The sequence below is a fragment of the Paenibacillus sp. 01T424 genome (assembly GCF_056398745.1).
Genome location: NZ_JBFTPZ010000012.1, coordinates 25144 through 48738, shown reverse-complemented (window position 1 = coordinate 48738; position 23595 = coordinate 25144). Strand labels below are relative to the sequence as shown.

21 protein-coding genes and 1 riboswitch are annotated in these 23595 nt (G+C 46.7%); of the genes, 4 read left to right on the top strand and 17 right to left on the bottom strand.

Annotated elements, in window-relative coordinates; all coding sequences use genetic code 11:
• Positions 1-28: 28 nt before the first annotated feature.
• The 15 genes from AC1DPK_RS11875 to AC1DPK_RS11805 form a co-directional block, all read right to left on the bottom strand.
• Positions 29-928 (bottom strand): carbohydrate ABC transporter permease, encoded by a 900-nt coding sequence (locus AC1DPK_RS11875; protein ID WP_076271112.1) that lies wholly within the window; start codon positions 926-928, stop codon positions 29-31.
• On the bottom strand, positions 922-1827 hold the full coding sequence (locus AC1DPK_RS11870; RefSeq protein ID WP_054027178.1) for an ABC transporter permease: 906 nt from the start codon (positions 1825-1827) through the stop codon (positions 922-924). Before AC1DPK_RS11870 ends, AC1DPK_RS11875 begins: the two co-directional genes overlap by 7 nt.
• A 78-nt stretch (positions 1828-1905) precedes the next feature.
• On the bottom strand, positions 1906-3555 hold the full coding sequence (locus AC1DPK_RS11865) for a type 2 periplasmic-binding domain-containing protein (protein ID WP_477510449.1): 1650 nt from the start codon (positions 3553-3555) through the stop codon (positions 1906-1908).
• A 298-nt stretch (positions 3556-3853) separates the two neighbouring features.
• Entirely contained in the window at positions 3854-4822 is a 969-nt protein-coding gene (locus AC1DPK_RS11860; RefSeq protein WP_477510448.1) for a metallophosphoesterase family protein, read from the bottom strand.
• A gap of 38 nt (positions 4823-4860) precedes the next feature.
• Positions 4861-5715: a DMT family transporter gene (locus AC1DPK_RS11855; protein ID WP_076271114.1), complete on the bottom strand. Its 855-nt coding sequence runs from the start codon at positions 5713-5715 to the stop codon at positions 4861-4863.
• Between the two features lie 187 nt (positions 5716-5902).
• The gene (locus tag AC1DPK_RS11850; protein WP_076271115.1) at positions 5903-6670 is read right to left on the bottom strand and encodes a DeoR/GlpR family DNA-binding transcription regulator; all 768 of its coding nucleotides are present in this window, start codon (positions 6668-6670) and stop codon (positions 5903-5905) included.
• A 101-nt stretch (positions 6671-6771) separates the two neighbouring features.
• Positions 6772-7800 (bottom strand): 5-oxoprolinase subunit C family protein, encoded by a 1029-nt coding sequence (locus AC1DPK_RS11845; protein WP_477510447.1) that lies wholly within the window; start codon positions 7798-7800, stop codon positions 6772-6774.
• Entirely contained in the window at positions 7797-8552 is a 756-nt protein-coding gene (gene pxpB, locus AC1DPK_RS11840) for a 5-oxoprolinase subunit PxpB (protein WP_477510498.1), read from the bottom strand. Before pxpB ends, AC1DPK_RS11845 begins: the two co-directional genes overlap by 4 nt.
• 2 nt (positions 8553-8554) lie before the next feature.
• Positions 8555-9316, bottom strand: a complete 762-nt coding sequence (locus tag AC1DPK_RS11835) for a 5-oxoprolinase subunit PxpA (protein WP_477510446.1) — start codon at positions 9314-9316, stop codon at positions 8555-8557.
• Positions 9317-9485: 169 nt separating this feature from the next.
• Entirely contained in the window at positions 9486-10871 is a 1386-nt protein-coding gene (locus tag AC1DPK_RS11830; protein ID WP_477510445.1) for an NCS2 family permease, read from the bottom strand.
• Positions 10872-10993: 122 nt separating this feature from the next.
• Positions 10994-11094: riboswitch (purine riboswitch) on the bottom strand.
• Positions 11095-11203: 109 nt separating this feature from the next.
• Positions 11204-13258 (bottom strand): iron ABC transporter permease, encoded by a 2055-nt coding sequence (locus tag AC1DPK_RS11825; RefSeq protein ID WP_477510444.1) that lies wholly within the window; start codon positions 13256-13258, stop codon positions 11204-11206.
• Positions 13259-13266: 8 nt separating this feature from the next.
• Positions 13267-14277 (bottom strand): ABC transporter substrate-binding protein, encoded by a 1011-nt coding sequence (locus AC1DPK_RS11820; RefSeq protein WP_477510443.1) that lies wholly within the window; start codon positions 14275-14277, stop codon positions 13267-13269.
• A gap of 246 nt (positions 14278-14523) precedes the next feature.
• Positions 14524-15831, bottom strand: a complete 1308-nt coding sequence (locus AC1DPK_RS11815; RefSeq protein ID WP_441885178.1) for a 6-phospho-beta-glucosidase — start codon at positions 15829-15831, stop codon at positions 14524-14526.
• Between the two features lie 34 nt (positions 15832-15865).
• Positions 15866-16837, bottom strand: coding sequence for an N-acetylglucosamine kinase (locus tag AC1DPK_RS11810; RefSeq protein WP_477510442.1), 972 nt, complete (start codon positions 16835-16837; stop codon positions 15866-15868).
• A 91-nt stretch (positions 16838-16928) separates the two neighbouring features.
• The gene (locus tag AC1DPK_RS11805) at positions 16929-17780 is read right to left on the bottom strand and encodes an AraC family transcriptional regulator (RefSeq protein ID WP_076271121.1); all 852 of its coding nucleotides are present in this window, start codon (positions 17778-17780) and stop codon (positions 16929-16931) included.
• A gap of 255 nt (positions 17781-18035) precedes the next feature.
• Between AC1DPK_RS11805 and AC1DPK_RS11800 the strand changes: the two genes are divergently transcribed.
• The 4 genes from AC1DPK_RS11800 to AC1DPK_RS11785 all read left to right on the top strand — a co-directional run bounded on the left by AC1DPK_RS11800 (position 18036) and on the right by AC1DPK_RS11785 (position 20824).
• A complete protein-coding gene (locus tag AC1DPK_RS11800; protein WP_477510441.1) occupies positions 18036-18680 on the top strand; it encodes a TetR/AcrR family transcriptional regulator in 645 nt (214 codons plus the stop codon).
• Between the two features lie 80 nt (positions 18681-18760).
• Positions 18761-19357, top strand: coding sequence for a permease (locus tag AC1DPK_RS11795; protein WP_477510440.1), 597 nt, complete (start codon positions 18761-18763; stop codon positions 19355-19357).
• 189 nt (positions 19358-19546) lie between these two features.
• Positions 19547-20071, top strand: coding sequence for a PadR family transcriptional regulator (locus AC1DPK_RS11790; RefSeq protein WP_477510439.1), 525 nt, complete (start codon positions 19547-19549; stop codon positions 20069-20071).
• Positions 20072-20824, top strand: a complete 753-nt coding sequence (locus tag AC1DPK_RS11785) for a lysostaphin resistance A-like protein (protein ID WP_477510438.1) — start codon at positions 20072-20074, stop codon at positions 20822-20824.
• A gap of 58 nt (positions 20825-20882) precedes the next feature.
• On the opposite strand, the gene AC1DPK_RS11780 is transcribed toward AC1DPK_RS11785, so the two are convergent.
• Positions 20883-21452 carry a hypothetical protein gene (locus tag AC1DPK_RS11780; RefSeq protein ID WP_477510437.1) on the bottom strand — a complete coding sequence of 190 codons (570 nt, stop codon included), beginning with the start codon at positions 21450-21452 and terminating at the stop codon, positions 20883-20885.
• A gap of 243 nt (positions 21453-21695) precedes the next feature.
• Positions 21696-23234, bottom strand: coding sequence for a glutamine-hydrolyzing GMP synthase (gene guaA, locus AC1DPK_RS11775; RefSeq protein WP_441885164.1), 1539 nt, complete (start codon positions 23232-23234; stop codon positions 21696-21698).
• Between the last annotated feature and the right edge of the window lie 361 nt (positions 23235-23595).

The window sequence follows — 23595 nt, the reverse complement described above, 5'->3', positions numbered from 1 at the left end:
AGAGAATTATACTCCGAGTATATACCAACTACTCTTTTACCGCACCGATCATAACGCCCTTCGCGAAAAACTTTTGCAGAAACGGATATACAAGCAATATTGGAAGCGTCGCAACCATAATCGTGGCATATTTGATGCTTTCCCTGATTCCTTCTTGATCCGCCATCGCGTCTCCCAGCTGCATGGAGCTCGTATCGTTAATGACCAATATTTCTCGTAAAATGATCTGCAGCGGAAATAATTCACGGTCACGGATAAACAACATCGCATTGAACCAAGAATTCCAGTGGGCAACGCCGTAGTAAAGAATCATAACCGCGATAATCGGCATGGAAAGCGGGACGACGATTTTGAATAAAATGCCGAACTCCCCGGAGCCATCTATTTTGGCAGATTCGATCAAGCTCTCGGGAATCGCCTCGAAGGAGGTGCGCATGATGATCAGATTCCATGTGCTGATTGCGACCGGCACGATTAATGCCAGCAAGCTGTTGCCCATATGCAGCCAATTGTTGATCAATAAATAAGTAGGAATCAGTCCGCCGCTAAAATACATTGTAAAAATGATAGCGATCATAATCGGTTTGCGCAGCATGAACTTACGGGACAAGCCGTAGGCGCCAAGCGCCGTGAAAAACAAGTTAAACAGCGTTCCAGAGAAGAGGATCAGGAGCGTATTCCGGTATCCGCTGAATATATTAGGATTGTCGAGCACGCGGGAGTAAGCCTCCCAGCTAAATCCAAGCGGACCTAGGAGCATGCCTTGATGTGCAATCAATCGATTAGAGTCGCTTAAGGAAGCCATTACGACATGATAAAAAGGATAAATGGTGACGACGATAAGCAAAAGCATGAGAATGGCGTTCAATATATCAAATGTGCGGTCTGTCATCGTATTATTTTTCAAGTTCCCATTCCCCCTTACCATAATCGGTTCCCGGATACCCGGCGGGAAAACCAGTTGGCGCTGATGAGCAAAACAAAGTTGATGCCAGCTTGAAACAAGCCGACGGCAGAAGTAAAGCTGTAATCCTGGCCTTCCGCAAGCCCTTTCCTGTACACAAAGGAAGAGATAATATCCGCAGTCTCATAGGTATTCGGATTGTAGAGCAATATAATCTTCTCAAATCCGATATCCATAAGCCCCCCGATTCGAAGAATGAGCAGAATCATAATGATTGGAATCAATCCCGGAAGCGTAATGCTCCACATTTGCCTAAACCTCCCGGCACCATCGACTCTGGCCGCTTCGTAGAGCTCGGGATTAATGCCGCTGAGCGCCGCCAAGAAGATGATGGACGACCAGCCAAGCTCCTGCCATATGCTGGAGAATACATAAATGAACCGAAAGTTAGCGGCATCGCCAAGCAAAGTAGTGCGTTCGCCCCCGAAAAATTCGATCATCGTACTGATAATCCCATCACGGTTCGTAAAATCGAGAATGAGTCCGCAAATGACAATGAGCGATACAAAGTGAGGCAGATAGACGACCGTTTGAACGACGTTTTTGAACAGCTTCAAACGGATTTCATTGAGCAAAATAGCAAGAATAATCGGCGCTGGAAAACCAAACAAGAGCTGATAGAAGCTTAGCAGCAGCGTATTGCGCAGCACCCGCCAAAAGTAGATGCTGTCAAAAAAGTCCTTGAAATTGTCAAGGCCAACCCATGGGCTTCCCCATACACCCTTGGCAATACTGAAATCCTTAAAGGCAATAATCGAACCGTACATCGGAAGATATTTAAAAATAAAATAATACAAAACAACTGGCAGCACCATAAAATAGATGGCTTTATTTCTCACAAGATCGTTAGCTAGTTTTCTCATCATCGCAGGTGCACTCTCTTTCCACCGAAATTGATTTTTAAAGGAAGGGGAGTGTGTTCCCCCCTTCCTTCAATCGGTTTAACGTTTGTTGAAACGGTCGAAAGCGGCTTGCTGAATTTCTATCGCGCGCTCGATTCCCATTTTCTTAAACTGCTCGATCGCTTTATCGAAGCTGTCCAAACTAGAGGTGCCCATAATCAGTTTCGTGACAATCTCTGAACGATACGTATCCACATCCGTCATAATTTTGCTGAATTCGCTTGCTTCCTCCGGCGTTAAAGAAACGGGAGGAATGAGAACGGAGGCAGAGTTTTTCGCGAATTTGGCATACGCTTTTACTGCTTCCTTCTGGGCGTCGAGCGAATAGTATTGGTCATTATAACGGTCATCGTCCGGACCCGGGAACGGATAGTTCGCAATGAAGTTTTTCGCCATCGCTTGGCCGATCGGCAGTCCGTCCGGATTTTTCATGATCAAATCCGTAAATTTAGGCTGACCATCCACCAGAGTATACGTTGTGCCGTCAATACCGAAGTTTTTCAGCATAGCGCCTTCTTCGCTGAACAAATAATCAAGCGCCTTGATCGTAGCTTCCGGATTTTTGTTTGCGCTTGTGATGACAGCTCCCGTATTGCTGTAATCCCAGCCGGTTTCTGTGAATTTAGGCTCGTCTCCTTTATTCATTACCGGATATTGAGCGGCGGAAAGCATCGCCTTCGGATCCGCCTGCTGCAAGGAAGGAAGCCATGCGCCCATGCTGCCGCCAATGTAACCGAAGGTAGCGGCTGCCTTGCCTGAAGTGATCTTCGCTTCCTTCGCTTTGTTGTCGTTGGAAGCATAGTCCGGATCAATCAAACCCTCTTTATACCATTTTTGCATACGCGCCAAGTAGTCTTTAAATGCAGGCTGAAGCGGCCCATACTCAATTTTGTCGCCATTCAGATAAAAATCTTTGCCGATGCCGTATGCCCCGATAAAGTCCATCGAGCTTTTTGATCCTAGAAGCATGTCTTTCTCGGACGTATATGGAATGACACCTTTTTTCTCTTTAATCGTTTTTAGAACAATCTCCCATTCGTCGATCGTTTCGGGCAGCTGCAAGCCCAGCTCATCGAGCCAATCCTTCCGTATCATCTGGCCGGAGAACGTTTTGTATTTGCCGTGATCGCCAACCTTCAGGTTAGGGAATACGTAAATATCGCCGTTATCCGCTTTAATTTGCTTGGCGATAAGCGGATATTCCTCGAGAATTTTTTTCAAATTCGGTGCGTGCTGATCAATAAGATCGTTTAATTTAATAATCGTTCCATCCTGAAACAGCTTGGCTGGACCGCCTTGGAAGTTGGACATGTTCCACACAATCAAATCCGGAAGCACATTGGAAGCTACCATCACGCCGAATTGCTGCTGAGCATCGGCACCCGTGCCCGTCGGATGTTCAAAGTCGAATTTCACATTCGTCTTTTTCTCCCATTCCTTCACCATCGCTACATCGCTTAAGCTTTGAACGACGGCTTGCGCATTAGGGTTTAAAGGATGCCAGAGCTTTAGCTTTACAGGTCCAGCCGATTTATCGCCTTTCCCCGCATTTTCTTTCGCTCCGTTGCCGGATGCCGCGTTGTTAGCGGGTTGTTCTGACTTGCCGCTGGAGCAAGCCGTTGCAATTCCTCCGAACATCAATACGATGGCAAGCAGCAGAGCAATTCTAGTAAAAATACTTCTTTTCATGCGTGACTCCCCTTTACGAATTTATTTATGAGGCGCCTGCCGGTTGCCGGCTCGCCTTAATCCCAATCTAATGGATAATAGCAGCCCCGTACATTTTCAATTGCTATAACGGTATTCATTTTTATACAAACAGCGATTTACGATTCTTTACACGATATCCTTTTTTGTAGAAAACCTTTAAACAATGCTGTTGCGACGCCTTATTTCATGATTTCCGCAAAAAAAAAGATGTCCCGGATTCCTAAGAATATTCGGGACATCTTTGCTTCTTCGGGCTATTGAATTATAAGTGCTTGTATTAACCGATTTCCGGCTGATGCTCCGGCTGATGCAGGGCGACCGTGCCGTCATCAAGACGCAGCCATGATTCCACTTTCCGTTCGTTTTCGGTCAAGCGGATCACGCGGGCACCCCGCGGGAAACCTTCCTTGCCGTAAGTGTTGTATCCTGTTGCTCGTCCGTAATAAAGGCGAATCCCGTAAAGCTCTCCCCAATAGTCGTTCGTGTGGTCATGGCCGCAAAAAGTTGCAATCACGTCTCCCTGTGCCAACATCGCTGAGAAGAAACCTGCTTGCGTCTGCGCGGCGCATACCCCCTCATGTTTATGGCCATAGCACACTTCCCGGTCCCACACTTCTTGGTATTCAGGCAGAGGGATGTGAAAGAATGCGAGTGCCGGCAATGCAGCGCCCTGATGACGAGCTTTCCAAGCCTTGGATTGCTCCATGTACCACTGCACTTGATCATGCTGAATCCAATCGTAGCCGGGTACGCCAGGCAGCTTGGAATAATCGCCAGAATCCAGGCAATAGAGCATAGCAGCCTCTTGATCGTTGTCAGACCCAAGTACAGGCAACGCGTAGTTGCCTGTGCCATGGATATCCCGCGGTCCCGGCTCGGCAAACGTGTGAGCGTGCTTTAGCACCTCGCCCATCAGGTCATCGCGGGTAATATCGTTCTCCGTATCGTGGTTGCCGAATACGATTCCCCACGGAATGCCTCTCTGCTCGGCAGCGGCAACCGCGTCCCGAAACGCTTGAAGCGGATCTTGGCATAAGACTGCCCCGTCTGAACCTCTGCCCGTGAAAATGACATCTCCTGTAAACATAACAAAATCCGGTTGTTCAGCCTCAAGTACAAGCTCCATCGTAGCCTTGGAACGCAAATCTAAGTCCGATCCGTCCTGCCAATGAATATCTGTAAACTGGACAATTGTAAAAGTGCCGTCTTTGCGAAAACGAAGCTTTTTGGCGTTTTCCATCTTCATCCTTACTCCCTCTCCATTAGGTATTCAGGTGCTATTGTTTAATGCCCTGATGACGCAATCATAATAATGCCCATAACTACAGCGATCGAAGCCGTAATTCTGCGAGTCCCTTGCGACTCTTTTAATACAAATAGACCAAGGAGCGTGCCAAACACGATTCCTACCTCGCGCATAGGCGCAACTGTAGAAATATTGGCATTTCTGGCTGCAAACAAAAACAGCAAGTACGAGCCCGGAGACAAGATAGCGCCAATCCAAATAATATTAATATGAGTGCGAATAACATGCTTAAGCCGTTTAGAACGAAGAACAGCAGGTGTCAGTCCGAGTACAAAACCGATATTCGTCACCTCAAGCAGCGCAAGTGGAGAAAGATGCTGTAAATTCACTTTATCGATAAGCGTGTAAGTGGTAATGCATAGCCCAACGCTCATCGCCAGCAGTACAGGCTTATAGAAAGACTGCTGATGCCCTTTGCCCGAAGATCTTCCGATCATGACGATGAACCCGATCAGCATAAAGCTGAGTCCGATCCACCCCCACAAAGGCAATGTCTCTTTTAATAGCAATACGCCGATGGCTGGGATAAGCAAGGTTGGTGTCCCCCGCATGATCGGATACACTTGCGATAAATCTCCAGCATTATAGGTGTAAGCGAGCAACAGCGAATAAACGCTTTGCATAATTAGCGATGCCCCGATTAACAGCCACTGTGTCTGAGATAGTGACGCACTCGAAAGTTCATTAATGAGTGTCGGCAGCAAAACAATAGTTGCAGGCATATAAATCACCCATAAGAACAACGCTTTATCCGTACTTTGCTTTGCTAGCATATTCCACACCGCATGCGCCAAACCGGAACACAAGACAAGAATAAGAGAAATAACAATCAATTATGAAACACCTCCATCGATCCTCATTTAGATTCAACTATCAGTTCCACATATTCCAACACAATATCACACAAACACACACATTTACAATATCTTAATATTTACTTTTCATTAGAAAGCAAAAAAAGACCCTTGGTATATAACCAAGAGTCTTTAGGACAGTCAAAGTCCCCTTTATTATTCATCTCTACTCATAAACAATCTCAATGCCGCTCCGTTTATATTTATCGACTAGATCAAGGCTGATCTTCGAATCTGTAACGAAACGTTCTACATCCGCGCAACCGCACACCTTGAGCAGGGAGACTTGATCAAATTTGCTGCTGTCTGCAAGCGCGATCGTGCTTTTTGCGTTTGCTTGCATAATCTTCTTCACCTGTACTTCACCAATCGCGTTGTCGGTAATGCCTTCGTCCAATGTAACTCCGCTCATGCTCATAAAAAACAAGTCTGCATGAAAGCGGGAAGCGAATTCTTCAGCCAAGTCTCCGATAATGCTCTGTTCTGCTTGACGGATAATGCCTCCGATCATGATCAGCGTAAAACCGGGGACATCGATTAATTCATTTACAATTGGCAAGGAATTCGTAATAATCGTCAATCGCTCGAACTTTGTCTTGAGCATCTTCGCAATCTGAGTATTGGTTGTGCTTACATCAAGTGCGATGGACATTCCTTCCGTTACATATCGAATGGCGAGCTGCGACAATTCCGTCTTCTCCGTCAAGTAAATCGATTCACGAATCGGCAGCGGGATTTCCCGGCTGTAATCCGGCTCTTTTAAAATCGCACCGCCATGAACCCTCTGCAATAAGCCTAGGTTCTCCAAATGCTCTAGATCGCGCCTTATCGTTTCAAAAGAAACGCCAAACGATTCCATAAGCTCCGACGCTCGAATCGATTTGTCGCTATTTATTTTTTGGATAATTAATTGATGCCGCTGCTGTGCGAACAATTGCTATCACTCCTCTATGCCGTGCCTTCCAGTAATTCCTGCTTCTTGATTAGTAGTCTACCATAAATCAAGGAAAGAGGCTCAGCCGCTAAGAGCAGTGTTCATCTTGTATCCCTTTCATTCGCAGCATTAAATTTTAATGCAATAGCGGCTTTCAGCATTCTCATGTCACGCTCGCTGTCCAAATAAAGCTGTTCCGCTTCTTGCTGCGTGATCCTCTCGAACCGAAAACGGTCGCCGGGCTTTAGCTGTGCAAAAACAGGAATATCGACCGTTGCGACTTGCGCAATACGTAGATAACCGCCCGTTGTCTGTCTGTCCGCCAGCAGCACGATCGGCTCTCCGCCAGCCGGCACTTGGACCGTTCCGTTTGCGACAGCCTCCGAAAGCAGCTCAAGCGGCTTCGCGAGCGTCAGCTTCTCTGTTCCTTCGAGCCGATATCCCATTCGATCGGACTGTGCGGAAATCTGGAAGCTCTGGTTAAATAAGCTCGCTCGGCTTGTCTCTGTAAACAGCTCGTAATGCGTGCCCGTCATCGCGCGAATGATCGGGTCTTCTAAATTGTCCGCTATCGCAAAATGACTCGCATGCCAATGAGGCACAACGAAGCTGCCATTCCATCCCCGGCGCAAAGCATGCTCCATTCGCTCTGACAGCAAGCTCGGCGCCTTAGCTGCCAGTACATCTCCTGACTTTAATGCCCTTCCGAAATAACCTCCGATTGCGCCGCGCAGATACGTACTTTTGCTTCCCATGACCTCCGGCACATCAAATCCGCCCGCAACGGCGAGATAGGAGCGGCAGCCCGATTGGCAAGCTCCGAATTTCACGCTCATTCCCGCGCGAACGAGTACTGGTCTCCATAAGGGCAGCGTCTCACCTCCAGCGGTAACAGACATACGCGCGCCGCAAATAGCGAGCAGCGTATCCTTCTCCATAAAGAGCTCCGTTCCGGTAAGCGTAATTTCCAGCACTGCCTCACTATCCTCGTTGCCGACTAACAGATTAGCCGCACGCGAAGCTCCCGTATCCATAGCCCCGCCGGCGACTACGCCGTATTTTTGATACCCATGCCTTCCGAGATCTTGTACAGTAACGAGCAAGCCGGGACGAACAACTTTTATAGTCATAATTCACCTTCTAAATAAAGCTTGTACTGCCGCTCCGTTATCGGCTTAAACCTAATCAAGTCCCCCGGTCTAAGCAAGCTTGGAATTTCGTCCTGAGGACGAAATAGAGCAAGCGGCGTTCTGCCGATCAGCTGCCAGCCGCCCGGCGTTGCAACCGAATATATGCCCGTTTGCATGCCAGCTATGCCGACGCTGCCCTGAGGAATGATCGTCCGAGGCGTCTGATGTCTTGGTGCGGCAATCCGCTCAGACATTCCTCCCAAATAAGGAAAGCCTGGCGCAAAGCCGAGCATATGGACCAAGTAGCTGCCACCAGCATGTATAGCGATCACTTCCTCCTCCGGAAGTCCGTTAAGCTCAGCAACTAGGCTAAGGTCAGGACCGTACTCTCCGCCATAGCAAACCGGAATTTCAATCGTTCTATCCGCCTGATCGGAAGAGTGCAGCTGCTCTAGAGATAGGTACGTCTGCACTCTAGCGCATACCGTTTCAAAGATTGTAGCATGCTGAAGCTCGGCTGCAGTGCGGCTTCTCTTCACCAGCAGCGGGTCATAGTGGATCGCCACCGAGACAAAGGATGGGACGCATTCAATGAACCCAGCAAATGGTTTCCACTCCAAATGGCGGCTTAAATTCATGACCGTTCGGTTCGTTTCTTCGTCAATGGAGCTGCCTAAACGAATAATAACGGCAGAGTCACCAAGYGGCAGCATTTCAATAGGAGCCTGAGGTTCCGTTGCAGCCTTCTCCATGCTCATACACCCGCCTTCTGAACAGATATGCTCGCTGCCTCTAATGCCGCCCGCAGTCTTATGACATGCTCTACTGCGCCTGGCGTATCCCCATGCACGCATACCGTATCCGCCTTCAAAATAAAGCTATGATGCTGCCTTGTATTAACCTCGCCATCTCTGATCATCCTTATCGCTTGCTCTGCAGCGCGAACAGGATCAACAATAACAGCACCTTCCGTCCCTCGCGGCGTTAGTAAGCCGTCCGACTCGTACGTTCGGTCTGCGAATACTTCATGGATTGTACGCAAGCCTATATCCTCGCCTGCGTGAATAAGCTCACTGCCCGCTAATCCGAACAGCATCAGACTCGGATTAACCTTATATATTGCCTCTGCTATCGCGTCAGCTAACGGTCTGCTCTTCGCAGCCATATTATACAAAGCGCCATGCGGTTTCACATGTGCGACGCTTCCACCTTCTGATTTAGCAAAAGCATACACCGCACCCAGCTGATATACCGTCAGCTCATATGCCTCCTCCGGCGTTATGGCCATCATCCTTCGACCGAAGCCTGCCAAATCCGGAAGCCCTGGATGCGCTCCAATGGCTACATCATTCTCTAGCGCCAGCTTAACCGTGCGCCGTATTGTCGCTGCATCCCCAGCGTGAAAACCGCAAGCGATATTCGCCGAAGTAATATATTTCATCAGCTCGTTATCGAGGCCAGCTGTGTAAACCCCAAAACCTTCACCCATATCGCAGTTTAAATCCACGCGAAACATATGCTCTCCCCCGTCTGCTCGCCTGCCAAAGCCAGCTCTATTTCCAAAATTATATCAAATTTCAGCTCGAAAATAAGCAGCCCTATCCTCTGCGTCTCTCCACCATAAGGCTAAACTACAAAAAAAAGAAGCAGCGCCGGTCCAGCGCTGCTTCTTCCATAATATTTGTTTATTCCCCGCCCATAAATACGTAACGGCCAATGATAAGCACCGCTAGAATCCACATGAGCCAGTGAACCTTGTATTTGCCTTTGCCTGTTACATTAGCAACCGTTGCAAGCAATACGTACGATACGATACCGAACGAAATACCGTTTGCAATGTTGTAAGTAAGCGGCATAAGTGCAAGTGTCAAGAAGGATGGAATCGCATAAACCATATCTGAAAAATCGATATCTTTTACGGATTGCATCATCAGCACGCCTACGATAATTAGTGCAGCAGCTGTAGCTGCGCCTGGAACAAGCGCAACGATTGGAGACAAGAAGATAGCAAGCAGGAAGCAAACGCCTGTCGTTACTGCCGTTAGGCCCGTACGTCCGCCTTGCGCAATACCTGCAGAGCTTTCTACGAATGCGGTAACTGTACTTGTACCAAGCACCGCGCCGCCGCTGACGCCGATCGCATCAACGAACATCGCTTTACCTACACGTTTTTTGCCCTTTTCAGCGTCCTTCATGTAGCCCGCACGGTTTGCTGTACCAACAAGCGTACCGAACGTATCGAACATTTCGACGAAGGTAAATGTCAGGATAACCGTTACCAGTCCGACTTCAAATACGCCTGCAAAGTCAAAATGCCAGAAGTTCATTTTGGAGAAATCAGGCACCCATGTTTGACCAGTGAATGCTGCTTTCACATCAACATGACCCATTAGAATAGCAATAACAGTCGTACCAAGAATACCGAACAAAAGCGCTCCCGGTACACGCAGTACCATCAGCACGCCAATAAGAAGCAATGCAATCACGGTAAGTACAACCGTTTCATTATGGAAGCTTCCCAGTTGAATAACGGTTTCGGAGCCGCCCACTGGTGTGAATTTACCTGCTTCAATGTCTGTGAAGCTTGATACTGCGATTGTCATAATACCGCTGTTTTTCAAGCCGATAATGGTGATGAACAAGCCGATACCGACTGTAATCGCATGCTTCAAGCTGTCTGGAACAGCTGTGATAAGCATTTGGCGAATTTGGGTAAGCGTCAATATGATAAAGATAATACCTGAAATAAATACCGCGGTTAGTCCCATTGCTGGTGAGATCGGTGCGTCCGTTGACGCCGATGCGATAACGACCGATGCAAAATACGCATTAAGACCCATACCTGGTGCTAGCGCAACTGGGAAGTTAACGAACAAGCCCATCGCGATAGTGAAGATACCTGCTGCTAGTGCCGTTGCAAGAAACACGGCTGTCCAATCCAAGCCAGCTGGCGTTAGTATGATTGGATTGACGGCTAATATGTAAGCCATCGTCATGAAAGTCGTCAGCCCCGCCATAATCTCTGTTCTGACATTTGTTCCGTGTTCCTTTAAGCGAAAGAAACGTTCCATTTTGATTACAAACCTCCCAAAAATGTGGTGGAACAAACAAAGAAGCCTAGTAAAAATGCAATAGATCGCATTTCTCCCAGGCTCTGCAAAAAGGGGAAAAAGATACCCGCTGGACCGCTGCGAGCTTTTTCCGCCAATTTCGTAGCCTGATCATTTACGGTGACCGAGTAGAGACTCTCAAGCCGATTCTTGAGATTATACGAAAAGATATGCTGTTGTTGTTTTCCGTTTTCAATTTTAAAGAGAAATTGCCCATTTTGTCAACAACTTTTACGAACGTTATTGGCAATACATACGTACAACATTCGTTTTTAGCAAACATTTCTAACATTCTACCTTTTTTTGACGAGTGAACGGTACATAAGAAACAGGAAGTATGGAGCTCCAATCAGCATAATGATGAGCCCGGAAGGAATCTCCTTCGGAGCCATTACCGTTCTTCCGATCGTATCCGCAATTACGAGCAGCAAGGCGCCAAGCAGACCTGACAGGATGATCGAGCGCCTTGTGTGATGTCCGACCATCATCCTTACCGCATGCGGCGCCATCAATCCAAGGAAACCAATCGTTCCTACACTCGCCACCGCTCCCGCAGCAAGCAGCACACCAATGATCATAGCCCAAAGCCGTGTGCCTTTTACCGGTAAGCCGAGACCTGTCGAGCTTTCATCTCCGAAGGCAAGTAGATCAAATTTCCTGCTCAAATAATAGGCCGCCGGTACAAGAATAAGCAGAAAAATAAAAATACTGTTAAAATGGCTCCAGCTTCGGCCATACGTCGTTCCCGTTAGCCAAACAAATGCCGTGCTGCTCCATAGGCTTGCCTTCACGATCATCGCCTGAATGCCTGCAGCTCCGATGGCAGACACCGCTATGCCAAGCAGGATCAGAACGGATGGGTTAAGCGATTTGCGCCAAGCTAAGAAAAATACAACCGCGGCAGCTATAGCCCCGCCAGTAATAGCGGCAATCGGCAGCGCGAAGATCGGCAGCGTTGGCCATGCAACGAGCACGACCAAGGCCCCAAAACCCGCACCCGAGGTGACGCCGATAATAGAAGCATCTGCGAGCGGATTGCGAACAGCGCTTTGAATGAGTACGCCGCTGATTGCGAGCGCAATGCCTCCCCCTGCTGCAACGAGGGTGCGCGGAAGCCTTAGATTCAGCAGCACAGAATAGGAATCGTCTCCTGCTCCGAATAGGCTTCTAAGCAATTCCATGATCGGAATTTTTGTACCGCCGAGCGACAAGCTAACGAGAATGACCGCAGCCAGCAATACGGTCATGGCTAAGGCAGTCGGTGCAAAACGCAAGCGGAATGGAGCTCCTCCAATGCTCATCGACGACTGTCCTGAGCCCGAACCGGAAATATTTCTCATCTTGGTAAGCACCAGCCAAATGAGCCAAGGCGCCCCGATAATCGCCATGACGGCGCCTACCGGCATTTCGCCGAGACTGCTTCGTACCATGCGAGCAAGCACATCCGCTGCCGTTATGAGCAGCGCTCCCCAAAGCGCGCTCGCAGGAATGAGCAAACGATGATTTCGAATGCCGGAGAGCCTAACCAAATGCGGAGCTACAAGACCAACGAAACCAATCGGCCCTACGACGCTGACCACGATGGCTGCCATAAGCACAGAGAGCGCCAGCCCTCCCGCCCGGGTTAAGCCTACGCGCTGCCCTAATGAACGAGCAGTCGATTCGTCCAGCTCGAGCGCATCGAACTTGCGTCCGGCAAGTATTGCAATGACGAGCAATGCCGCCACAAGCGGCCAAGCATACTTCACGCCGCTCCAATCAAGCTGAATTAACGTGCCTCCACCCCAAAGAAACAACGATTGCGTTTCCGTCGCTTTAAAAATATGAATGGCCGACGTAAACGCACCGAGCACCATCGAGACAATCATCCCCGATAGCGCTAGCCGAACCGGCGTTGCCGCCCGCCCGCCGCCAAGAAAATAAGCAGCCAATGCTGCAAGGAACCCTCCCACTGCCGCCAGCAGAAAAGGTGCCTCATGCTGCAGTGCAGGAAAAGCGACCATGCCGAGCACAACCATAAAATAGGCTCCAGCATTAATGCCCAGTGTATCGGAGGCCGCAAGCGGGTTTTTCGTTATCGTTTGCAATAACGCTCCTGCCGCCGCTAACGCAGCTCCCGCTATAATGCCGATAACGGTCCGCGGCATCCTAATATCCCAAAGCAAATTATGCTCCATCACATCCTGCCGATGAAGCAAGCCGTCAAATACGACTGCCGCTGGAATTTTGGCTTCCCCGAAGCAAAGACTCAGTATGAACAGAAAGAAAAGGGCGGCAAGGCCGCCCCCAAATATACCAATCATTCGCCAAATCATACCCAATGAGGCTTCTTTATTTTGCTTCTTCATGAGCTCGCTCATTTCGTTAATGTATTTACGACTTGGTCTACGATGACTTTGGAGGAGATCGGACCACCGAATACCCATGTCGTGCTGTCGAGAGCAAACGTACGTTTTTCTTTCACGAAATTAAGACCGTTCCATACCGAATTGTCTGTCAATGTGCCTGAAAAAATGTCGTCATCCTTTTGAACGATATAGATCAGGTTCGTATCTTGAATAGCCGGCAGTGCTTCTACCGTCGAAGTAGTAAAGCCATACATTTCGAACTGCTCCGGTTTCCAATCGTTTTTGAGGCCAATACGATCCAGCGTTTGAACCGCTAGCGAATTATCCATGAATAGACGCATCGTTGCAGCATTCTGATAGCTGAATGCTTGCGTCAGCACATAGTTCAAGCCTTCTTTGCCTGCTGCAGCAAGCTTCGTTTTTGCATCCGCATAATGCTGATCCAGATCGGCAAGTACTTTGTCGCCTTCTGGTGTTTTGCCGACTGCCGCCGCAATAGATTTGAATATATCGATCATTTGCGTGTATTGGTCGCCTTTGCCTTCAGCCGGATAAAGGCTGAATAGCAGCGTTGGCGCAATGCCCTTCAGCTGATCGTAGATCGCTTCGTGGCTGTCCGTAATGCCAATAATGAGGTCAGGCTTCAAGGCTGCGATCGTCTCAAGGTTTGGCTCGTGGCGGAAACCAACGTCCGTCACGCTTGCGTCAAGCGGCGCCTCTCCTGTTACCCATTGCTTATAACCCTCGTTGTCCGCGCTGCCTACTGGCTGCATTCCAAGGGCGATCATGTCCTCAGTAAACGTCCACTCCAGCACAACAACCTTTTGAGCAGGCTTCTCAAGGGTAACCTCACCTTTCGCATCCTTCACGACAATCGGACCATCCGCTTTCGCGCCAGCGTCGTTCGTAGCAGGAGCGTTAGTGCTTGCCTTGTTGTTCGACGCATTATTCGCACCGCAGCCTGCTGCCACCACCATTACGACGATGACCATAATCAAACTCATTAATCGTTTGTTCATTTTTTTCTTACCCCCTATTTGTTTAAACCCTGCTTCATTCTCTGGGTTGATAACTAATCCCAATTTAGTGATAATGATTATCATGTTCAAATACTTTTGTTATCATATAATCGATAGCACTAGATGTCAATGTAAATATTTTGTATTTACAGCTAATTCCCGATGCAAAGTCTATAGTTAAAAGCAAGCCAAAAAAGGGCGGGAGCTATGCTCCTGCCCTTCCTGCCAACTGCTTTGCAGCCTAGTTTATTCTTTGAAAAAATTCGGCAAATACTTTTTGTTCGCCTCAAGCATTTCTTCAAGCAACGCCTTAGCCACCGCTACGCTTGGAACAAGCGGGTGATGAACGAGCGCTTGCAGCGCGATCCCTTTATCTCCGCTGATTGCAGCTTCAATAGTTAGCGATTCATATGTTTTTACAGCATGCATTAGACCTTTAATTTGCTCTGGAACACGCTGCAAAGGCAGTGGAATCGGGCCTTGAGCCGTAACGACACAGTTAACCTCGATGCTTGCATCTTCAGGCAGAAAATCAATAATGTTGCCGTTTCTAACGTTCAACGTCTGAATATCACGTTTGTCGGTATATAGAGCATGCATCAAGTTAACAGCTGCCTCAGAATAATAAGCACCGCCGCGCTGCTCAAGCTGCTTTGGCTTCTCCGTCAAATTAACATCCTTGTACAGCTCAAACAATTCCGTTTCGACCCGGCTTACAACTTCTGCGCGCGTGCCGTTTTTCTCTAGCGAGTCTTTCATATCCGCGAGCATCGAATCCGTCATATAGAAATAACGGAGGTAATACGTTGGTATCGCGCCTAATGAGCGAAGGAAATCTGCATCCCAGTCAAACGCGGTTACGTTTGTAGCTGAATAGTCGCGACCGGCTCCGATCATTTCGTCCAATTTGTCCTCACCGTTTACATAAGCGGCTGTAACCCAGTGCAGATGATTGATCCCTACGAATTCAGGCAATACTTCACTCTCGCTAACGCCATACTCTTTAGCCAGAAACTTTTGAAAGTTAATTGGTGAATTGCATAGACCCACTGTTTTTACTTTGCTGTATTTTTGAACCGCTTCGGTTACAATACCCGCTGGATTCGTGAAATTAAGCATCCAAGCATTCGGCGCAAGCTCTTCAATATCCTTACAAATATCCAGAATGACAGGTACAGTACGAAGCGCTTTAAACATTCCGCCTGGTCCAGTCGTCTCTTGTCCAATTACACCATGTGAAATAGGAATATGCTCATCACGGCGTCTTGCTTCCAGCAAACCTACCCGCATTTGTGTCGTAACGAAATCTGCACCAGCGATCGCTTCACGACGGTCAAGTGTTAGTTTCACTTCGATTGGCAGGCCAGCTTTCTCTACCATCCGCTTCGCAAGCTCGCCAACGATTGCCAGCTTATGACGACCTTCTTCGATATCAACAAGCCAAAGCTCACGAATCGGCATTTCATCATATTTTTTAATAAAGCCTTCTACGATTTCTGGCGTATACGAGGAACCGCCGCCAATGACGGCGACCTTTAGTGGTTTTTTGGACATGTGAATGAGCCTCCCTTAAATGTTTAAACTATTTTTAAAATRTAATTTTTCTAAGTGCTGCATCTACCGCTTCATCAATCACAATGCCGCTGCTATCCATCGCACTCATTACTGCTCCAATAACCGGATCGACCGTCAATCTGACTGTCTGCGCTTGCGGCGAAACCGCTACAACAGCTTCACTGATTGCATCGACCATATGTGTAGAGCCGCCTCGCGACATTACGCTGCCAGCAAGGACAACATCGAATTTTTCTTTTTCCATGCCTAGCCGCTTAATCAACGCATTTACAGAGTTTGCATGCTCACGTCCAGCTTCCTCCAAAAGACGGATGGCTACAGCATCCCCGAGAGCAGCGGCCTCAAACATCACTTTAGCAAGCTCATGTGACGGACGTTTGCCGTTGTCCAGCGCATCATCGTACATCTCTTGAATCGTATGATAGCCAAGCCGCTGGGGAACCATTTCACTAAGAAGTGTCGCTTGCTCTCTGCCTTCCCAAGCACGAATCGCACTGCGAAAAGCGTGAATGGCCAGATCCGTGCCCGAACCATGTCCGTCCCCGAATAAATAACCAAAGCCGCCATACTGCAGTTCTTCCCCTTGAGGGTTGCGAGCAGCAGCGTTAAGGCCAGTTCCGCTAAGAATGACCGCTCCGTAAGATCGGTTCGTCCCCGCACGCATACCAATCATGGTGTCGCATGCAATCGCATGATTTTTATAGTCAAGTGAAGCAATCATCGGTCTTAAAATTGCATAGTCAGGCTCACGATCTGCTCCTGCAAGTCCGAAGTAGGCAAATGTCACCTGATCCTTCGTCACGCCAGCATCCTGAAGCGCTTGCTGACAAGCATGATCTATGCTGTTTTTTGCTGCTTCAAAAGCGGTTTGATGATTTCCATTTCCGCCAAGGCCTCTGCCAAGTACACGTCCTGTCTCATCTACGAGCAGAGCATGTGTCTTGCTGCCTCCTGCATCTATACCAAGGAAAATAATATCGCTCACACTCCTTATTTGTACTTTCTTCTATTTTAAAATAAAAAACATCGTTCTTCTAATGAAAAAGAACGATGTTATAATACTATCTTACTGTCTTTTAGGATCGCAGCTCGGATGGGAGCTTCCCTACGTGCTGCTTGAACAGCCGATTGAAATTAGATAAATTGCGAAATCCGCATTCAGCTGCCACTTCAATAATCTTTTTGTCTGTGGATTCAAGAAGATAAGCCGCCTGTGACAGCCGCATCTGTATCAAATAATCCATGGGCGAGGTCCCAACAACCTGCACAAACAACGTGCTGAACCGAGAGGGACTTAAGTGCGCGGCCTCTGCGAGCTCGCCAAGCGTCCATGGGTATGATATATCAGCCTCGATGTCATTCAGCACGCCTCGAATCGTTTCCATACCACGCACATGCTGCGCTCCCGTTTCATTATTTTTTGCAAAATAGCGATTGACGAATGCAAGCAATTGAATAAGCTTCGCCCGCACCACCACTTCAAAATGCGGCTCCTTCAGCTCAAACTCAGCAGACATGTCTTTAATAATGCCGCCAAGCTCTCCCAGCTTCGGATGCTCTCGATCAAGCACATTATCAAATCTTAACCCAATATCCCGAAATGGAATAAGCAGCTCCGCATCGTAGCGCTGCTCTAAAGCAAGGTAAGACGAATCAAACATAATAATGCTCATGACCAGCTCCTCTGACTCAAACGCACGGTGCAAATCATTGGAATGAATAAGTACGATGTCTCCTTGCTGGAAGTCATAACGGCTCCCGTTGATCAGATAGTAGCCGCTCCCCTTCTGTATGTAGTTAATTTCGAGCGCTTTATGCCAATGCAGTCTTTGAAAGGTCGGGGAAACCCCTACAGATTGCGAAATCGTAATGGGAAAAGCCAGCGGCAGCTCAATCCGATCTTCGCTGATTGAAGGATATAGGTTCATTTGATTTATTCTCCTTAAAGGTTTTCGTAGAAAACCTACTTCGTAAGCATGGGCTTAGGTTTTCGTAGAAAACCTACTTCGTAAGCATGGGCTTAGGTTCGCGAATGCAAATCTACTCCGTAAAACGAGGTTGGATTTACTATTGTTCTCATCAAAGATTATAGCAGAAATCAGCGTCTTGACGACATCTGTAAGCATTTGGTATTATATAACCATTGGTTAGTAACCAGTGGTTACTATCATAAAGAGGAGTGAATGATCATCGCTACTAAAAAAGAATTCCGCGCAGAGGAAACAAAATGCGCCATCATCGCCACAGCTGAGAAGCTGTTCGGAGAACGCGGATACGATTCCGTTTCAATAAGAGAAATTGCAAAGGAAGCCGGCTGCTCTCATACTACGATCTATATTTATTTTCAAGATAAAGAAGCATTGCTTCATGCCTTATCTATGCAGCCCTTACAGCTGTTGAAGGGTGAATTGGACACACTTGCAAAAGACGCCTTCCTATCCGCTGACGAGAAGCTTAAGCGAATGAATGATTTGTTTATTCGGTTCTGCTTAAACAATAGAAGCATGTACGCTATATTTTTTGAGGTTAAGTCCTCCCGTGTCGATGAACTGGAGCCTGAGCTAGAAATCAATCGTGTTCGCAATCAAATGTTCAACGTTATCGTCCAGCTTTTGAAAACAAATCTTAATTTGCCTGAAGGCGAGCAGCTCCTAAGCTGTTCACGCATTTATTTCTATATGCTGCGCGGGATAGTTGGCACCTATACGCATTCGGAAGAGAGTGTGGACGCCATTTTCAGCCGACTCTCCACTACCTTTGATCATGCCTTTGAAGCACTCCTTATTGGATTCGACAAGCAGATAAACGAAAGAAGGACTGATACATGACTTTTTTAATGTTTCTCTTTCTATTTATCGTCGTATGCGGCTGGCTTGATGCACGAATTGAACGAAAGGTGGCGAAGTAAATGCTGGCTGGACATTTTGGACTTGCGGCCATTGTAAAAGCGATGGAGCCCAAGGTACCCTTGTGGGTTTTGATGGCAAGCACGCAGCTTCTCGATATCGCGTTTATCCCGCTGCTGCTCACAGGGGCAGAATCTATTGATAAAATAGGCGACGGAGGTTATGGTGAAGCTGTTATCCATGCTGACTATACGCATTCTCTGGCTGGAGCTTTGCTAATAGCGATTGTTGCTGCTTTAATTTCATGGCGGATATGGAATAAGCGAAGTGCAGCCATCATTGGCTCACTGGTCTTCAGCCATTGGTTGATTGACCTGCTCGTACATCGCAGCGACATGCCGCTCTTGCCCGGAAATTTCGGCGATTTCCCTCTACTCGGCTTCGGACTGTGGAAACTGCCGGCAATTAGCGCCTTATTAGAGCTGTCCCTAGTTCTAGCGGGTGCCTGTTTGTATTTTTGGTCTATTAAGAAAAAAACGGCAAAACAAAACCATGCTGACTCCTCTGCCCCTGTACCATCGAAACGAACCTATGGTGCAGGCTGGATCATGGCGGTACTCCTAATCCTGACGTTTGCAGCCGATTATTTTTCACTCTAAGACACAGCTCATACAAAGCCCAAAACCTTCGCGAATCAGCCAGCAGGCTGATACGAGAGTTTTGGGCTTTTTTCGTTATTTAAAATAGCGTTCATTTACACGATTATTTTTCTTGACAAAGTATTCCATTCGAGATACATTACATATATCAAATAGATATATCAACTTGATACATTAAGGAGAACGACGATGATTGAGCTAGTTACTTTAGGAATGCTGATGCAAGGGAAAATGAGCGGATATGATATTAAAAAAATAACAGAGCAATCAATCGGGATCTTTTACAAAATGAGCTATGGAAGCCTATACCCCGGACTTAAGCGTCTAGTGGAAAGTGCATACGTGATGGAAGAAGAAACGAATGACAGCAAAAACAAAAAGATGTACAGCATCACAAGCGAAGGGCAGAAGCATTTTATGCAGTGGCTAAGAGAACCCCTTCAATCGAACAAACGCGAGTATCTCATTAAAATCTTCTTTTACGATTACCTTGATGAGCCTACGAAAAAACAAAACTTAATGGCGTATCAACAAAACATCGCGCGCAACATTGCTCAAATGGAGGCCGTTCAGTCCATCGTGTCCAAGGAGCTGGAGCAGCTCGAAGATAAAAACGATTATTATTACCGCGTATCTGTCATGCATTACGGCTTGCATTTTTTTAAGATGGAAAATGAATTTTTAAAAAAAATAATCGAAAAAGAGGAATTCTAAATGATTACAACGGACAGCTTTACAGTAAAAAGGCCTATTGTTGCGCTTATTCTAATCGAGCTTATGCTGATGATTTTTGTAGCCGGCGGCAGCGCCTATGTATCGATTGCTGAACTTACGCATCCACTCGCTCCATTTCTAGGCTTTATTCCGATAGCATTATTTCTAGTGATCTATATGACGGTAAAAAAACGGTGGAGCACCTTTTATTTCAGCGGTGTTTCCAAGCTTACAAAGCAGCAATGGCTTGAATATCTTCCTCTGCTGCTCGTCTTAATCGTCTTATTGATCGCCAACAAAGGCTTTCAACCCGCTTCCTTCTCGTTTTTCGCTTATATGCTGCTGTCGCAGCTGTTCTTAGTAGGATTTGTAGAGGAAACATTGTTCCGGGGAATGATGCTGCGGATTCTAATGCCAAAAGGAAAAATGACAGCTGTCATCGTCTCCAGCTCGTTGTTTGGTGTCACACACGCTTTGCAGGCGCTTGGCGGCCAATCGATAGAGGATACTCTTTTGCAAATTGGATATGCGTTTATAGTGGGCTTTGTATTGGCGATGCTGGTCGTTCGAAACCGCGCCATTCTGCTCACAATCCTCTTCCACGGCTTGCACAACTTTCTAAACTTCACAGGCAATGATCCAGGCACACATCTATACGACTATCTCGTCATCGCTATTCTTGCTGTTCAATTAATTTGGCTGCTTTCTTCCTCCAAAAAAAATTCGATTAACACAAACACCATTTACACCTAATATGAAGCTCTACGTGAAGAAGAAAAGCACCAACCAACCGAATGATGGTGCTTGAACTTCATTTTATTGAATTAGCAATGTCCACTAAAACATCAGCTGTTACCTTATCCTCTACACGCTTATCAATCGACAATATATATTGCCATCCATTTTTTTCAAAACGCAATACATCAAACGCAGGAGGTCTATCACCTAATGTTGGGGTCGTACCGTAAACAGCTTTCTCTCCATTCTCTAACTCATATATGCGGATAACATTGCTTTTGCGTGGAAATCCATTTCGGTGTCCCGAAGGATTCACCCATACCATGTAATGATTATTTGAACCTTGAAGCTCATTAAGGTACTCGATTTCAAAATAGTCGTTTACACCACCAAGTTGATTACATCTTGCCAAATGGTGAGTAAACGAAATCGGCGGCAGCTTAAAAGGCAATTTAATCTTTTTTCTGAAGTGAAGATTACATTCACTTAATGCATCTTCAACTGTTTTATAGCCACCATATTCAATATACATCTTTTCAAAAGGCACACGCTCGTCACTTGATGGCTTTTCGTTATAGGCATATGTAGTTGAGCCAGTCATGAAAGTGAAAACAAATATAAGCAAGCTAATCCTCTTTATCATCGTATACCACCTTGTAATCTTTTTATCATGTAGCCTTCCCCAAGATCACAATGTCTAACTACTCGTTTCTACAACAACATCTATGCGTGGGCTTCCTAGACGCACTCATTAGCATGAAAAAAGCGCCAACTAAGTACATTTCAAATTAGTTCTTTGATTTTGATCAAACAAAAAAAACTCCCTTCTATTTGCTGAATAACACAAATAAAAGAGAGTATTTTTTTGTAATCAATTAATTCCAATCTATTCCCACTCAATTGTAGCAGGCGGTTTTGAAGTTACGTCATAGACGATACGGTTAACGTTGTCTACTTCATTAACGATACGTACGGAGATTTTCTCAAGCACATCCCAAGGGATACGTGCCCAGTCTGCTGTCATTCCGTCGATTGAAGTTACGGCGCGGATACCAACTGTGTACGAATACGTACGAGCATCGCCCATAACGCCTACGCTCTTCATGTTCGGAAGCGCAGTGAAGTACTGCCAAATTTCACGGTCAAGACCAGCTTTGGCAATTTCGTCACGAAGAATCGCATCCGACTCACGAACGATATGAAGCTTGTCCTCTGTTACTTCGCCTAAGACACGAATCGCAAGACCCGGACCTGGGAATGGCTGACGCCATACGATAGCTTCTGGAAGGCCACATTCTTCGCCGACTTTACGAACCTCATCCTTGAATAGCGCTTTAAGAGGCTCGATAAGTTTAAACTTAATGTCCTCAGGCAAACCGCCAACATTGTGGTGAGATTTAATCGTTTGAGCTGTAGCTGTACCGCTCTCCACGATGTCTGTGTAAAGTGTACCTTGTGCCAAAAATTCAAAGTCATCCAGCTTGTCCGACTCTTCTTGGAACACATAAATAAACTCATTGCCGATAATTTTACGTTTTTGCTCTGGATCTTCTACGCCCTTCAGCTTGCCAAGGAAACGCTCTTGCGCGTCGATTTTGAGCACTTTCATATCGAATTTGCCTACGAATGTTTCCATAACGCCTTCAGCTTCACCTTTACGGAGCATGCCGTGGTCGATAAACATACAAGTAAGCTGATCGCCGATCGCTTTGTGAAGAAGAATAGCTACAACAGAAGAATCTACGCCGCCGGAAAGCGCGCATAGTACTTTTTTATCGCCAACTTCATTACGAATATCACGAATAGCATCTTCAATGAACGATTCCATCGTCCATGTGCCATCACAATCACAAACATTGTAAAGAAAGTTGCGAATCATTTCATTACCGAATTCAGAGTGACGAACCTCTGGGTGGAATTGAACGGCAAAGAATCCGCGGTCTGGATTGCTCATCGCTGCAACAGGAGCATGATCCGTGCTTGCATCTACTTTGAAGCCTTCAGGCAGCTCAACTACGTGGTCGCCGTGGCTCATCCAAACCGTTTGAACTTTATCTAAGCCAAAGCCGATTTGCGAACCTTCCACAAATTCCACTTCTGCTTTTCCGTATTCACGTTTGCCCGCGCGCTCAACCTTACCATTAAGCTGATGCGACATCAGCTGCATACCGTAGCAAATACCGAAAATTGGAATGTTCAAATCATAAATCGCAGGGTCAACCATTGGTGAATTTTCTTCATAAACGCTTGCCGGTCCTCCCGAGAATACGATACCCTTCGGCTGTAGTTCACGGATCCGTTCTACCGACGTGTTATACGGCAATAGCTCGCTATATACGCCCAAATCACGAATACGGCGTGCAATAAGTTGGTTATATTGTCCTCCAAAATCGAGTACAACGATGATTTCATTTTGCTTAGTCATTACCGAGCCTCCCTCAAATTATGTAGTAATTATATATAAGGCTGTTTAAGCGAGTCAAGGCAAAGCGGAGTGACAATTCATTGAAGTAAAAATGTAACCGCTTATCTGCTTGATTATAGGCTTATAAATAGAATGTTATTTAATGTGCCAAGTCATACGGATTAGTTGAAAAAATATGAGTAGCTGCAGGCTGCTGCATCATTTCATCCATGCTTTTTTCATGCGGATGCCTAAGTTAAGGGCAGATTATATAGTAAAAACGCTTGGTAATTCTGCAACTATGCTTATTGCGAGTGTTTCAACAGCCTCTTGAGAAAATAACGGGAAAAGCTCCTTTTAAAATGTCTCAAAATGAGCATTG